The sequence below is a fragment of the Caulobacter segnis ATCC 21756 genome (genome assembly GCF_000092285.1).
GTDB lineage: Bacteria > Pseudomonadota > Alphaproteobacteria > Caulobacterales > Caulobacteraceae > Caulobacter > Caulobacter segnis.
Window position 1 is genome coordinate 2,475,557 of sequence record NC_014100.1, and the last position, 13,961, is coordinate 2,489,517.

General features: G+C 67.8%; 11 protein-coding genes and 4 pseudogenes. 9 read left to right on the top strand and 6 right to left on the bottom strand.

Annotation, left to right across the window (positions count from 1 at the left end; all coding sequences use genetic code 11):
* Positions 1–171 precede the first annotated feature (171 nt).
* The 3 genes and pseudogenes from parE to CSEG_RS23760 all read left to right on the top strand — a co-directional run.
* Positions 172–2,277 carry a DNA topoisomerase IV subunit B gene (parE, locus tag CSEG_RS11375; RefSeq protein ID WP_041538280.1) on the top strand — a complete coding sequence of 702 codons (2,106 nt, stop codon included), beginning with the start codon at positions 172–174 and terminating at the stop codon, positions 2,275–2,277.
* A 100-nt stretch (positions 2,278–2,377) separates the two neighbouring features.
* A pseudogene (locus tag CSEG_RS23755) lies at positions 2,378–2,605 on the top strand (hypothetical protein); the annotation flags it as partial.
* Between the two features lie 68 nt (positions 2,606–2,673).
* Positions 2,674–2,828 (top strand): annotated as a pseudogene (locus CSEG_RS23760) (hypothetical protein); the annotation flags it as partial.
* 237 nt (positions 2,829–3,065) lie between these two features.
* Here CSEG_RS23760 and CSEG_RS11385 read toward each other — a convergent pair.
* A complete protein-coding gene (locus tag CSEG_RS11385; protein ID WP_013079379.1) occupies positions 3,066–3,767 on the bottom strand; it encodes an EcsC family protein in 702 nt (233 codons plus the stop codon).
* A 143-nt stretch (positions 3,768–3,910) separates the two neighbouring features.
* On the opposite strand from CSEG_RS11385, the gene CSEG_RS11390 reads away from it, so the two are divergent.
* The gene (locus CSEG_RS11390) at positions 3,911–4,252 is read left to right on the top strand and encodes a hypothetical protein (protein ID WP_013079380.1); all 342 of its coding nucleotides are present in this window, start codon (positions 3,911–3,913) and stop codon (positions 4,250–4,252) included.
* A 16-nt stretch (positions 4,253–4,268) separates the two neighbouring features.
* Here CSEG_RS11390 and CSEG_RS23765 read toward each other — a convergent pair.
* From CSEG_RS23765 to CSEG_RS22565, 3 genes and pseudogenes are all read right to left on the bottom strand, one after another.
* A pseudogene (locus tag CSEG_RS23765) lies at positions 4,269–4,481 on the bottom strand (hypothetical protein); the annotation flags it as partial.
* 258 nt (positions 4,482–4,739) lie between these two features.
* Positions 4,740–5,165, bottom strand: coding sequence for a hypothetical protein (locus CSEG_RS22560; protein WP_157038987.1), 426 nt, complete (start codon positions 5,163–5,165; stop codon positions 4,740–4,742).
* Positions 5,165–5,695, bottom strand: coding sequence for a hypothetical protein (locus CSEG_RS22565; protein ID WP_157038988.1), 531 nt, complete (start codon positions 5,693–5,695; stop codon positions 5,165–5,167). The genes CSEG_RS22560 and CSEG_RS22565 overlap by 1 nt, the downstream gene beginning before the upstream one ends.
* 181 nt (positions 5,696–5,876) lie before the next feature.
* Here CSEG_RS22565 and hdaA point away from each other — a divergent pair, with 181 nt between their 5' ends.
* The 3 genes and pseudogenes from hdaA to CSEG_RS11400 all read left to right on the top strand — a co-directional run bounded on the left by hdaA (position 5,877) and on the right by CSEG_RS11400 (position 9,052).
* Positions 5,877–6,566, top strand: coding sequence for a DnaA regulatory inactivator HdaA (gene hdaA / locus CSEG_RS11395; RefSeq protein ID WP_013079381.1), 690 nt, complete (start codon positions 5,877–5,879; stop codon positions 6,564–6,566).
* A 27-nt stretch (positions 6,567–6,593) separates the two neighbouring features.
* Positions 6,594–6,728, top strand: a pseudogene (locus CSEG_RS23325) (hypothetical protein); the annotation flags it as partial.
* A 95-nt stretch (positions 6,729–6,823) separates the two neighbouring features.
* Positions 6,824–9,052 (top strand): RNA degradosome polyphosphate kinase, encoded by a 2,229-nt coding sequence (locus CSEG_RS11400; protein ID WP_013079382.1) that lies wholly within the window; start codon positions 6,824–6,826, stop codon positions 9,050–9,052.
* Positions 9,053–9,055: 3 nt separating this feature from the next.
* On the opposite strand, the gene CSEG_RS11405 is transcribed toward CSEG_RS11400, so the two are convergent.
* Positions 9,056–10,048, bottom strand: a complete 993-nt coding sequence (locus CSEG_RS11405) for a phosphotransferase (protein ID WP_013079383.1) — start codon at positions 10,046–10,048, stop codon at positions 9,056–9,058.
* Between the two features lie 160 nt (positions 10,049–10,208).
* Between CSEG_RS11405 and CSEG_RS11410 the strand changes: the two genes are divergently transcribed.
* Both CSEG_RS11410 and CSEG_RS11415 read left to right on the top strand, forming a co-directional pair.
* Entirely contained in the window at positions 10,209–11,702 is a 1,494-nt protein-coding gene (locus CSEG_RS11410) for a Ppx/GppA phosphatase family protein (protein ID WP_013079384.1), read from the top strand.
* Positions 11,703–11,859: 157 nt separating this feature from the next.
* Complete coding sequence (locus tag CSEG_RS11415) at positions 11,860–12,141, top strand: hypothetical protein (RefSeq protein ID WP_013079385.1); 282 nt, start codon at positions 11,860–11,862, stop codon at positions 12,139–12,141.
* Positions 12,142–12,151: 10 nt separating this feature from the next.
* On the opposite strand, the gene CSEG_RS11420 is transcribed toward CSEG_RS11415, so the two are convergent.
* On the bottom strand, positions 12,152–13,861 hold the full coding sequence (locus tag CSEG_RS11420) for a response regulator (RefSeq protein ID WP_013079386.1): 1,710 nt from the start codon (positions 13,859–13,861) through the stop codon (positions 12,152–12,154).
* Positions 13,862–13,961: the final 100 nt, after the last annotated feature.

The following is a 13,961-nucleotide window of genomic DNA, read 5'->3' on the forward strand; positions in this document are numbered from 1 at the left end:
GAGGCGTCCGTGAAACGGACGGAGGGGGAAGTTCGGCAAGGCCTGTCCCTCCCCCTCCGTCGCGTTGCGGCGACACCTCTCCCACGGGGAGAGGATTTCATTTTCTCTTTTCAGGGGAAGCCGGGCCCGCCATACGAGGCCCCCGCGTTCGAATCGCCTAGACTTCCCCCAATGTCCTCCTCCGATAAGACCCCCTCCCTGTTTGGCGACGACGACGCCCTCGCCCCGGTTCCGGCCGCGCCGCTGCTGAGCAGCGTGGAGCCGCGCGTCGAGGCGACGCCGCGTCCGATCCCGCCGCCCCCGCCTTCGTCCAAGCCCGCGCCCGCCGCCAAGCCTTCGGCCCCCGGCGAGTACTCGGCCGCCGACATCGAGGTGCTGGAAGGCCTGGAGCCGGTCCGCAAGCGGCCGGGCATGTACATCGGCGGCACTGACGAGCGGGCCCTGCACCACCTGTTCGCCGAAGTGCTCGACAACTCGATGGACGAGGCCGTGGCCGGCTTCGCCAAGACCATCGAGGTCAAGCTCGACGCCGACGGCTTCCTGTCGGTCAAGGACGACGGCCGCGGCATGCCCGTGGACCCGCACCCGAAGTACCCCGGCAAGTCGGCGCTGGAGGTCATCATGACCGTCCTGCACGCCGGCGGTAAGTTCACGGGCAAGGCCTACGAGACCTCCGGCGGCCTGCACGGCGTCGGCGCCAGCGTCGTCAACGCCCTGTCCGAGCGCGTCGAGGTCACCGTCTGGCGCGACGGCTTCGAGCACCTACAGGTCTTCGCCCGCGGCAAGCCCCTGGGGCCGATCCAGCAGGTCGCGCCGTCGAAGAAGAAGGGCACCATGGTGCGCTTCAAGCCCGACGACGAGATCTTCGGCGAGGGGACCAACTTCAAGCCTGCGCGCCTGTACCGCATGGCGCGGTCGAAGGCGTACCTGTTCCGTGGCGTGCAGATCAAATGGTCCTGCGATCCCTCGCGGATCCACGACCAGACCCCGCCCGAAGCCACGTTCCACTTCCCCAACGGCCTGGCCGACTTCCTGGCCGAGCGGACCAAGGGCCTGACCACGATCACGCCCGAGAGCTTCTCGGGCCGCATCGAGCGTCAGGGCGAGGCCGGCGCCGTCGAGTGGGCCGTCACCTGGACGCCCCAGGGCTTCGGCGAGCACGACGGCTTCATGCAGTCGTACTGCAACACCGTCCCGACGCCCGAGGGCGGCACCCACGAGAGCGGCTTCCGCGCCGCCCTGACCCGGGGCCTCAAGGCCTATGCCGAGCTCAAGGGCGAGAAGCGCGGCGGCATCATCACCGCCGACGACGTCGTCGCCCAGGCCGGGGCGCTGATCTCGGTGTTCATCAAGAACCCCGAGTTCCAGGGCCAGACCAAGGAGAAGCTCTCCACCAGCGAGGCCCAGCGCTTCGTCGAGCAGGCCCTGCGCGACCCGTTCGACCTGTGGCTCAGCTCCAGCCCGAAGAACGCCCAGGCCCTGCTGGAGTTCGTCATCGAGCGGGCCGAGGAGCGCCTCAAGCGCCGCAAGGACAAGGAAGTCTCCCGCGCCTCGGCGACCCGCAAGCTGCGCCTGCCCGGCAAGCTGGCCGACTGCGCCGGGAGCGCGGTCGACGGCGCCGAGCTGTTCATCGTCGAGGGCGACAGCGCCGGCGGCTCGGCCAAGCAGGCCCGCGACCGCAAGTACCAGGCGATCCTGCCCCTGCGCGGCAAGATCCTGAACGTCGCCTCCGCGTCCGGCGAGAAGTTCACCGCCAACAAGGAGCTGTCGGACCTGATGCTGGCCCTGGGGGCCCAGGGCGGATCGAAGTACCGTGAAGAGGATCTGCGCTACGAGCGGATCATCATCATGACCGACGCCGACGTCGACGGCGCCCACATCGCCTCCCTGCTGATCACCTTCTTCTACCGCACCATGCCGGACGTGATCCGCCAGGGGCACCTGTTCCTGGCCCTGCCGCCGCTGTATCGCATCGCCCACGGCGGCAAGTCCGAATACGCCCGCGACGACGCCCACAAGGACGAGCTGCTGGCCACGGTCTTCAAGGGCAAGAAGCCCGAGATCGGCCGCTTCAAGGGCCTGGGCGAGATGATGGCCGCCCAGCTGAAGGAGACCACCATGGACCCCAAGAAGCGCACCCTGGCCCGCGTCACCCTGCCCCGCCACGAGGAAAGCGTCGAGGAACTGGTCGAGACCCTGATGGGCCGCAAGCCGGAGCTGCGGTTCAGGTTCATCCAGGAAAACGCCGAGTTCGCGACGGCGGATCTGGATCTGTAGGGCAGTAAGCGCCCCCTCCGTCACGCGGCTGCGCCGCGCGCCACCTCCCCCGTTTCACGGGTGAGGAGGAAACCGTCATCCTCCCCCGCTTGCGGGGGAGGTGGATCGGCGCGGAACGCGACGAGACGGAGGGGGCGCTCTCTTCCAAGCACGCCCCCGCCGCTTCACGCGGCCGCCCGCTGAAGGGATGGAAAGGGACGCGGAGCGCCGGACATCCGTCCGGAAGAATTTAATAAATACCGTTTCGACGAAGCCCGACGCTCCGCGCGACCGTTATCCGCCAGCGTCCCGTCGGGTGGCCCTGTTCAGGCCTTACCGGGACCCAGGCCTCCCGTTTCCGAGAGACCCAGCGGTCGGAGAGGACGGGCTTTCAGCCAAACACGCCCTTTTGCCTCCAACCACGCCGACGGCGGGCGGGTGAGCCCAGCAAGCTCATCCCCGGACCGTCCCGAGTATCCCCCTCGAACCTGTCCCCGCTCGATCGCCCCCCGTCGCCGCAAATGGTCGCTGGCCATGCGCCCTTTCCTCGCGACGAGGTGGGTAAAGCATAAGGGCGGTTTCAACGCGGATGATGGAGCGGGGTGTAAAAGTGGGAAGTTGTTGAAATCGTTGGGTTCGATTCCGGATACGCGGATGATAGAGCGCCACGAACGCTCGTAAAAGATCCTCCCCCGCGATGCGGGGGAGGTGTCGCGGAGCGACGGAGGGGGCTAGCTGGAAGGCGGCCGCGTTCGCCCCCTCCGGCCCTCTGGGCCACCTCCCCCGCATCGCGGGGGAGGATCTTGAAACTAAGCCCCCTGCTCGGCCCGCATCCGATACGCCATCACCGCCGTATGCCCCAGCCGCTCCACGAGCCGCCAATTGACGATCGCCCCCAGCGGCGCGCCGACCACGGGTAGGAACTGGGCCAGTTTCGCCAGGTCGATGTGGTCGCGGTACTGCTGCTGGAAGGCGCGCCAGTCGAAGTCGTCGAGGTGGGCCGGATGGGTCTTGGCGTCCCAGTCCTGCATCGCCTCCATCACCCGCGCGCGGTGTTCGGCGTCCGAGAACGCCAGCTCGAAGATGTGCAGGATGAACAATCGCTCGCTCAGCGCCCGCCCGTCGTGGCCGAAGATGGCGGCGATCTCGAACAACAGCTTGATCTTGAAGCTCATCAGCAGCGGGAAGTCGGCCGCCGCCGCCAGGAAGCCCCCGGCCCCGGTCACCCCGCCCTCGACGGCCGCCGTCTTCTTCCAGCCGTCGATCGCCTTGGCCGCCCGCGCCCGTCGCTCCTCCAGCGTCAGGCCGATCTGAGGCGCGCCGGTCATGAAGTCCGAGCCCGTCAGCATGCCCCGCGTCATGCCCTCGATCGCCGTGGTGATGGCGGCGTGGACCTTCTCGGGGATCATCCGGTTGATCCGCCGCTGCGTCGCCCGCGCCAGGCCGTTCAGCGCCCCCGGCGGCCGGAGGACCTCGTCGCGCCAGGCCAGGATGTCGGGGGAAAGGGGCATGAGGTTGAGATAACCCTTCTCCCCTTGCGGGAGAAGGTGGCGCGAAGCGCCGGATGAGGGGTCGCGCCGCCGAGAAACCCCTCATCCGTCCCGCTGCGCGGTCCACCTTCTCCCGCGGGGGGAGAAGGGCTTAGTGTTTCCCCATGACCAACGCCCAGCGCCTGACCCTGGTGCGCGCCGCGCACACGGTGATCTATGTGGTGATGGCCGGCGCGTCGCTGGTGGTGCTGGCGGCCGGGATCACCGGCGCGACCGGCCCCTGGCTGTGGGTCGCCGGCGGCCTGGTGGCGGTCGAGAGCGTGGTCTTCGCCGCCTACGGCTTCAAGTGCCCGATGACGGCGATGGCGGTGAAGTACGGCGCGACCCCGGACGGCGCCTGGGACACCTTCTTCCCCGAACGCTGCACCCGCCACACCTTCCGGGTGTTCGGCCCGGTGATCCTGGTGGGGTTCGCGCTGCTGGCGGCGCGGTGGACGTTGGGGTGAGAGGGTCCTTCTCCCTCCCCCAACCAACAAGCCCCGTCATTCCCGCCCTTGTGGCGGGAGCCCCTGGTTCAGCTGACACGTGAAGCGCCAGCGGACCGCCAGCGGTCCGCCCCACTCGCCCTTGCGGCCGATAGAGGGGTTCCCGCCACAAGGGCGGGAATGACGGCGGGTATAGGGATCTGTGTGCCGCCCCCTTCTCGCCCGAGAAGGAGCCATCCTTACATCTCACGGCGAGACGATCGCAGGGCTGTCCAAGTCACTAAAGGCATGCCCTCGGGCCGGCGAAGCCGGTCCCGGGGGACGACGCTCCGCGTCGCCGCCGCGCGGCCGCCCGGAGGGCGGTCCTTGACTGACTTGGTCAGTCCTGCACGCTGCAGCCTCCAAGAGATTTAAGGACGGGACCGCGCGGGGGCACCCGGCGTTCTAGTAAGCTGAACATCTGAACCGACGGCGATGGCTTAAACAGACCTGCGACGCCCTTACTAGGTTAAAATTCCAACGCGTCCCTTGGCTTGAGACGCCTAGGTGGAACTTCCCCCTGCTCTGCTCCCAGATCTGTCAAAATCGCATCTAGCGCATCTTCAGCCCCCGTCGCTCGGCGAGCAACCCGCCTCAGAAGATCCGACATAAGCATATAATAATTCTTATATCCCTCCACCCTCGGAATAGAATCCACAAGATCTACATCAGTAAAAGAGTCGATAGTTTTATCGCTATCGTCAACTATAGACAAAACGATATCGGGGTCACCATTACCCCTATATTCGGACTCTATAGCAACCCTACGGTTCCCAATTTTAGCAACATATCGCCCCCCCGCCTCAGTGACGGACCACTCAACCTTAGAACCCAAAGTTAATTCATATAGCTTCTCAACAAGAAAAGCATACTTGTCGACGGTCGAGGCAGTCATTACACATCCCTTTCCAGCGCAATACTTGTTCTCGCCAGAACTTCCGAGAATCTTCTATTGGAATTTATCATTATGGAAACATTACCCGGACTCTTCTGCTTTTGCAGCGAAAGCTCAATAGTCTCAGAGAACTGCGCAACTTCGGATAGAACATCACTCAGCGCCTGGATGCGATCTGCGGTTAGGTTCGACGGCAATTCGGTCAGACGAACAAGCGCATGTCGAGCATCGCTATAACTCTCAACTGCCTCGGCCCAGCTATGGCGCTTCAAATGCCGGTCCGTCTCGCGGAGCGCAGAGGAGGCCCGGGAAACCTCGAAAACTGCGTCGTAAGTTGCAACGCGGGACTTGATCGCAGCAACTGCGTTCGCTGCGGCCTTGGTGGCGTTTGCCGTGCGCCATAACTGCCAACCGGTAATTGGAAAGCCAATGATAGCGAGGAGCGTGCCTAGAATTCCTGCAAGGAAGCTCCAGCCACTCACCTTAACTGCATTGGCTGGATCCATCGCCCAGCGGAAGAAATCGAACACAGGCCCTCCCAGGTAACCCGCGTAGAGTGTGCGAGTAGTGCTTAGGTAGCAAGATGCATCTCGCAACCCCATCCACACCTCCCGCCCCTCCATCCCCAGCCTCCCGACCCCCGCCACCTCCCCAGCGGGGCCATACCGCCCTATATCCTGGTCCTGACGTTCACCACGCTGGGACCTTGCGTTGTCCACCCAGTTCCGACTGCCGCTGACCGCCGCGCCGACCTATGCTCGCGAGGACTTCGCCGTCTCGCCGAGCAACGCCGACGCCGTGGCGCGGGTCGAGGCCTGGCCGGCCTGGCCCGAGGGGCGGCTGGCGCTGATCGGGCCGGCGGGGGTGGGCAAGACGCATCTGGCCAGGGCCTGGGCGGCGGCGCATGACGCCGTGGTGGTCGAGGCGACCGGCGACGACGCGCCCGACCTCCCCGCCCTGCGCGGCAAGGCGATCCTGGTCGAGGACGCCGACCGGCGCGCCGAGGGGACCGCGCTATCGGACGAGGCGCTGTTCCACATCCTCAACATGGCCGGGGTCGACGGCGGGACCGTGCTGCTGACCGGGCGCGCGGCCCCGGTGGGCTGGGCGGCGAACGTGCCGGACCTGCGCTCGCGGCTCAACGCGCTGTGCGTGGCCTCGATCGAGGCGCCCGACGACGTGGTGCTGGAAGCGGTGCTGCGGCGGGCCTTCGAACACCGGCTGCTGAAGCCCGATCCGGACCTCTATCCCTACCTCCTGCTGCGCCTCCCCCGCTCGGCCGCCGAGGCGATCGCGGCGGCGGACCTGCTGGACGAAGCCGCGGCCCAGATGCGGCGCGAGCTGAACAAGGCGCTGGCCCGCGAGGTGCTGGGGGATTTCGAGGGGGATGAGGAGGGGTAGAAACTCCGCCTCCTCCATAGTTAGCCTCCGTCATTCCCGCCCTTGTGGCGGGAACCCCTCTATCCGCCGCAAGTGCGGGAGGGGCGGACCGCAAGCGGTCCGCTTACGGCTCACGTGTCAGCTGAACCAGGGGTTCCCGCCACAAGGGCGGGAATGACGGGTGTTTATGATGGAAAAGCCGGCGCTCGTTCCCCTGTCTTCTTCCCGTCACTTGCCTCGTTCACCATGGCGGAACAAAGTTCGCCTATAGTGATCTCATGACCGACGCCTCGACGATGACCCTGGCCGCCGCCAATACTCCGCAGACGGACGAAACCGCCAGCCTGGTGCTGGACGGCGAGCTGATGGCCTCGCCCGAGCGGTTCTTCAATCGCGAACTGTCGTGGCTGGCCTTCAACCAGCGGGTGCTGGAGGAGAGCGGCAATCCGCGACATCCGCTGCTGGAGCGGCTGCGGTTCCTGTCGATCTCGGCCAACAACCTCGACGAATTCTACATGGTCCGCGTGGCCGGCCTGAAAGGCCAGGTGCGCGAGGGCGTGCGGGTGGTCAGCCAGGATGGCCTGACCCCCGGCGAGCAGCTGACGCGCATCAACGCCTCGGCCGCCGAGCTGATGGCCGAGCAGCAGAAGATCTGGCGCCAGGTCCGCACCGAGCTGTGGGACGAGGGGCTGAAGCTGCTCGACGCCAAGGACATCGAGGGCGAGGACAAGGAACGGGCCGAGGAGATCTTCACCAACCAGATCTTCCCCGTGCTGACGCCGCTGGCGATCGACCCCGCCCACCCGTTCCCGTTCATCCCGAACCTGGGCTTCTGCCTGGCGCTGAAGCTGCGTCGCATCGCGGACGACAAGCACCTCTACGCCCTGGCGCCGATCCCCCAGCAGGTGCGGCGGTTCTGGGAGCTCTCCTCCGTCGTCTCGCGCGGCAAGAAGCGCCAGCGCAAGATCATGGCGCTGGAAAGCTTCATCATCCTCTTTTTGGACCACCTGTTCCCCGGCTACGAGGTCGAGGGCCGCGGTCTGTTCCGCCTGATCCGCGACAGCGACCTGGAGATCGAGGAAGAGGCCGAAGACCTGGTGCGCGAGTTCGAGGCGCGGCTGAAGAAGCGTCGCCTGGGCCGCGTGGTGCGCGTGAAGATGCAGACCACCATGCCGCCGGACCTGCGCGACTTCATCATCGAGGGCCTGCGCGCCGAGCCCGAGGACGTGATCCTGGTCGACGGCAAGCTGGGCCTGGCCCAGATGAGCGAGCTGATCCCGCCGGACCGGCCGGACCTGAAATTCCCGCCCTTCAACGCCCGCTTCCCCGAGCGCATCCGCGACCACGGCGGCGACTGCTTCGCGGCGATCCGCGAGAAGGACATCCTGGTTCACCACCCGTTCGAGAGCTTCGACGTGGTGGTGCAGTTCCTGCGCCAGGCCGCGCGCGACCCGAACGTGCTGGCGATCAAGCAGACGCTCTATCGCACCTCCAAGGACAGCCCGATCGTGGCGGCCCTGATCGAGGCGGCCGACAACGGCAAGAACGTCACGGCCCTGGTCGAGATCAAGGCGCGCTTCGACGAGGAAAATAACCTCAAGTGGGCGCGCGACCTGGAGCGGGCCGGCGTGCACGTGGTGTTCGGCTTCGTCGACTGGAAGACCCACGCCAAGCTGTCGGTCGTGGTGCGCCGCGAGGCCGACCAGACCCTGCGGACCTACTGCCACTTCGGCACCGGCAACTACCACCCGCAGACGGCGCGGGTTTACACCGACCTTTCCCTCTTCACCTGCGACCCGGCCCTGGGGCGCGACGGGGGCAAGCTGTTCAACTTCATCACCGGCTACGCCCAGCCTGGGCGGCTGGAGAAGCTGTCGTTCTCGCCGATGACGCTGAAGCCCGATCTGCTGCGCATGATCGAGGCCGAGGCGGACGCGGCGCGGGCGGGCAAGCCGGCCGGCATCTGGGCCAAGATGAACTCGGTGGTCGACCCGCAGATCATCGACGCCCTCTACGCCGCCAGCCAGGCGGGCGTGCAGATCGACCTCGTCGTGCGCGGCATCTGCTGCCTGCGGCCGGGCATCAAGGGCCTGTCGGAGAACATCCGGGTCAAGTCGATCGTCGGCCGCTTCCTGGAGCACGCCCGCATCCTGGCCTTCGCCAACGGCGCGGCCATGCCCTCGGCGCAGACGCGGCTCTTCATCAGCTCGGCCGACTGGATGCCGCGCAACCTGGATCGCCGGGTCGAGAGCCTGGTGCCGGTCGAGAACCCGACCGTCCACCAGCAGGTGCTGGACCAGATCATGGTCGCCAACCTCAACGACGAGGCCCAGAGCTGGCGGCTGGACAGCGAGGGCGACTACGCCCGCGATCCGGCCTGGAACAGCAAGGCCGCCTTCTCGGCCCACGACTACTTCATGACCAATCCCAGCCTGTCGGGCCGCGGCCACGGGGCCCGCGACCTGCCGCGCGCCTTCGACCACGTGGGACCCAAGCGGCGGCGATAGCCTTCAACGGGCCGTCCGCGCCGCCTGGTCGAAGGCCCTGCTCTCGATATGGGCGGTGGCCGTCCTCAGCCGCGCCAGGGCGTAGTCGAGCCGCCCGCGAGGCGTCTCCAGCAGCGGCTCGCCCAGGGCCAAGCCTTGGTGGAGCTCATCCAGCTCGGGCCCGTCCAGGCGCTCGGCCCTCGCCGCCCCGCTGACGCCGGCGAGGAACGCCGCGGCGTGAAAGACGTGGCTGACCTGCCGAAACAGGTAGAGCCGCGCCAGCTCGTCCGCGCGCGCCTCCCGCCGGAAATAGGTCGCCAGCAGCAGGGCTTCGCGCTCGGGGTCCGGCGCGAAAACATTGGCCAGGGCCGCCAGATCGACGTAGCGGTCGGCGCGGAACGCGGCCTCCCAGTCGATCAACCAGACCCGGCGACCGTCATAGAGCAGGTTGCGCGGGTTTAGGTCGTTGTGGCTGGCGACCGGCTGGGGCGCGAGATTGGCGCAGACGGCCCGCAGCCGATCCCACGCCTCCAGCGGCCCCGCCAGAGCCTCGAACGCCACCGCTCCGCCGCGGACGGCGCGGCCGACCAGACCATCCAGGGCGTCCAGATAATCGGTCAGCGACGGGAAGGCCTCGAGCGCATGCAGCGCCCGCACGGCCTGGGCCAGCTCGACCACCAGATCGGCGCGCGTGCCGTTGTAGTCCAGAGCCAGCGAGCGATTCTCGACGAAGTCGGTGATCATCACGCCGTCGTCGGGATCGGCGTAACGCACGCGCGGGGCCAGGCAGGCTTGAGCGGCCAGGGCCTGACACCGGTAGGCGCGGCGGGGATCGCGCAGCGCGTCCCGACCGGTCTCGACCCGCAGCAGATAGGCGATCCCGCCCACCCTTATCCGCCACAGCCGCGCGCCCGAGAGGCCGCCGGACAACGGCGTCCAGCCGTCCAGCGCTTCGGTCGCGAACGCGCCGCGCAGCGCCTTTCGAACACCAGGGATTTGAAGGGGTGAAGCGCTCATCGGCGAACCTTTCGGGACGATGCGCGCTTCATTTACCCGGATAAAAATATGAGTCAATATAATCCGGGTAAAAATTACGAACGTTGCGCGACAAGGCGTTCCTCGTCGGAAAATCGCGCACGGCGCTTCCCCCGCCGTGGGAATGCGCTAAACCACGCCCATGCCCTTCCCGGCGCCGCGCGACGCGGCCGTGATCGATATCGGCTCCAACTCGGTCCGCCTGGTGGTGTACCGGCTGGAGGGGCGCGCCATCTGGACGGTCTTCAACGAGAAGGTCCTGGCGGGCCTGGGCCGCGACCTGGCCAAGACCGGCCGGCTGTCGCCAGACGGCGTGGCCCAGACCCTGCAAGCCCTGAAGCGCTTCCGCGCCGTGCTGGAGGCCGTCGGCCCGGCCGAGGTCTTCGCCGTCGCCACCGCCGCCGCCCGCGACGCCGCCGACGGCCCCGACTTCATTCGCCGCATCCATGCGGAGACGGGCTTCACCGTCCGGGTGCTCTCGGGCGAGGAAGAGGCGCACTACGCCGCCGTGGGCGTGCTCGCCGGCGCGCCGGACGCGACGGGCGTCGTGGGCGACCTGGGCGGCGCCAGCCTGGAGCTCGTGCGCCTGTCGGCCACCGGCGCGGGCAAGGGCGTCACCCTGCCGTTGGGCCCGTTCAGTCTGGCCGGGCCCAACGGCGCCGGCTTCGACGCCGAGCGTGTCCGACGCCTGGCCCGCGAGCGCATCGCGGCCGTCGCCGACGATTTCCGCACCGACACCTTCCACGCCGTGGGCGGCGCATGGCGGAACCTGGCCTTGCTGCACATGCGGCTCTCCGGCTACCCGCTGCACGTCGTCCATCAGTACGAGATCGGGGCTGGCGAGGCGCTGGACGCGGCTCGCCTGGTCGCGCACCAGTCGAAGAGCTCGCTGGAACGCATCGAGGGCATGAGCAAGAAGCGCTCGGAGACCCTGCCCTACGCGGCCGTGGTGCTGGAGACGCTGATCCAGGAACTGGGCCTCAAGCGCATCGAGATCTCGGCCTACGGCGTGCGCGAGGGCCTGCTGTTCGAGGCCATGCCGCCGCGCGTCCGCAGCCTGGATCCGCTGATCGAGGGTTGTTCGGCCCTCGGCGCGCGCCAAGGCGTGGCCGACGACCTGGGCGCGGCCCTGGACGCCTGGATCGCCCCGGCCTTCCGCGAACTGCCGCCGCTGTTCGGCGAGCGCGACGGCGTGCTGGTCTCGGCCGCTTGCCGCCTGGCCGATGTCGGCGTGCGCCTGCACCCGGACCATCGCGCCGACCTCGTCTTCGAGCAGGTGCTGCGCGCGCCGATCGCCGGCCAGACCCACGCCGAGCGCTGCTTCCTGGCCGCCGCCGCCCTTGCGCGTCACGCGACCAACTTCCACCCGCCGGAACTGGCCACGCTGGAGCGCCTGCTCAGCCCCGCTCAGCTGAAGCGCGCCCGCGCGCTCGGCGCCACGATCCGCCTGGCCTGCGACCTGTCGGGCCGCAGCCCCAGCCTCTTGGCCCACGCCCGCCTGGACCTGGACAAGAGCAATCTGATCCTCGCCGCCGACCAAGGCTTCGCCGACCTTCTGCTGGGTGAACAGACCAACAAGCGCGCCAACACGGCCGCCCAGCACCTGGGCCTGAAGACAAAGATCGTTTCAGGTTGATCTCAGGTAGAGATCACCAAAACATCGTGTTTAATCGGCTCTTTATTTCCCCAATACGAGGAAGCGGACAACTTGCCGCACCTCTTGCCGGCGTTCTCAGCATGCTTTGTTAGGCATGCCCACCCTAGCCTCCCCTAACAACACAGGGAGGCTCCGGATGTTGAAGCATCGCTCGCACTACCTCGACGCCATCGCCCCGAACCCCAGCGTGTCGCCGGGCTTTGAGCCTCGCGTCGCGCCGCGTCCGGCCAACGACCAGGACACGCCGGTCGCCAGCGCCGCCCGCAGCCTGCAGGCCGATATCGCGCGCGCGTTCGCGGCCAAGAACGGCTGGTCGGTAGGACAGACCGTCGCCGCCGGCGTGATCTTTCATCTGGGGGTCTTCTGCGCCCTGGGGCTGGCGGCCGGCGCCGCCCTCGCCCAGCTGGCGCGCGGATAGAAAAGCCCCGCTACCGGGTCTCGCCGCCGCCGAACAGGGCCATATAGAGATCGCGCGGCTTGACGGGCTTCTCCACCCAACCGGTCATGCCCGCCTCGAGACAGGCGGCGATCTCCTCGGGCGAGGCCGCGCCGGTGACGGCGATGATCGGCGTCTCGCGATTTGCGCCGCCCTCGCGCAGGCGGCGTGACGCCTCCAGCCCGTCCATGCCGGGCATGCGCACATCCATCAGGATCGCGTCGAATCTCAGCTCTTCGGCGGCCGCGAGCGCGCAGAGCGCGTCCTCGGCGGTCTCGACCTCGGCGCCGAACGCCTCCAGCATCCGCGCCAGGGTGCGGCGGTTGATGTCGTGGTCGTCCACCACCAGCACCGAAAGCGCACGGGGCGAGGCTAGGGCCGCGGCGGCGGCGGTGTCGACGGCCGGCGGCGGCGCGCCCTCGGGCGCCGGCAACGTGAGCGTGAAGCAGGCGCCGCAGCTGCCGCCATCCAACGCCCTGAGATCGCCGCCCATCAGTCGCGCCAGATCGCGGCTGATCGCCAGTCCGAGCCCCGTGCCGCCGAACGCCCGCGCGGTTTTCAATCCGAGTTGCTCATAGGGGCTGAACAGGCGCGCGATCTGGTCCTCGGTGAGGCCCGGTCCGGTGTCGCACACCTCGATCGAAACGAAGCGACGATTGTCCCGCGTCAGGGTGGTCACCGTGACGGTGACTTCGCCATCAGCCGTGAACTTGATGGCGTTGCTGATCAGGTTGTTGAGCACCTGACGCACGCGCATCGGGTCGCCCCGGACCCATTGCGGCCCGGCCTGCGCCCCTCGCAGGGTCAGCCGCAAGCCCTTGGCGCGCGCGGTGTTGCGCCAGAACCTGACCGTGTTCGAGATCAAGGCTCGCAGGTCATGATCGACGACCTCGACGCCCATGCGGCCCGCCTCGATCTTCGACAGGTCCAGCAGGTCGTTCAGCTGGGCCCGCATCATCAGCCCGGCGTCGGCGATGAGCGCGGACGCGGCGCGATGGGCCTCACCGCCGCCTTCCAGCGACGCGGCGCCATTGACGATGGCGTTGATCGGCGTGCGCAGCTCGTGGCTGACCATGGCGATGAAGGCCGACTTGGCGGCGGTCTGGGCCTCGGCCGCCTGGCGGGCCGCGCGCTCGGCCAGCAGCGTTCGCCGCGACCACAGGAAGGTCAGGGAGACCGTCAGGCAGAAAAGCCCCACGCCCAGGATGAAGTGCGGCAGGTAGGGGTCACGATGCGCCCCGACCACGAACGGGGTGACGATGAGGTAGGCTAGGTGCGGCGTGACCGCGCAAAGAAAGGCGACGAGGCAGCCCTCCGCGCCCATCAGGGCCGTGAACACCGACCCGGACAGCAGAAGGATCGCGCCCGCCGAGGTCACGGGGGTCCCCGCCTGCCAGAAGGGAATGGCCAGCGCGCCAAAGGCGGCCGCCATCCCGAAATCGACGAGCAGGTTGAACCAGATCCGCCGTTCGGGCCGGGGAGCGCTCAAAAAGCTGCGGATGGCGTAGAGTTCGATCAGCTGCACCGGGCCGTAGACCAGGATCCACGGCGCCAGGAAGGGCATGCCGTGCAACGCCAGGCCGATCAGGCAGAGGCAGACAGCAACGAAGATGCGGAGCGGAATCTGCCGGCGGCGCGAAATCGCGGCGGCGCGATAATCGCCCGCTAGACGCCCCCAGAACTCACGCAACTCAACCCCCACAGGCGCGCCTCGCCTCTCACGGCCGCCGTCATACCGTCAAATTTGGTCACAAGTTCGGTGGCGATTCGAGACGCGGCCCGATTCGGGTACAAATCACCGT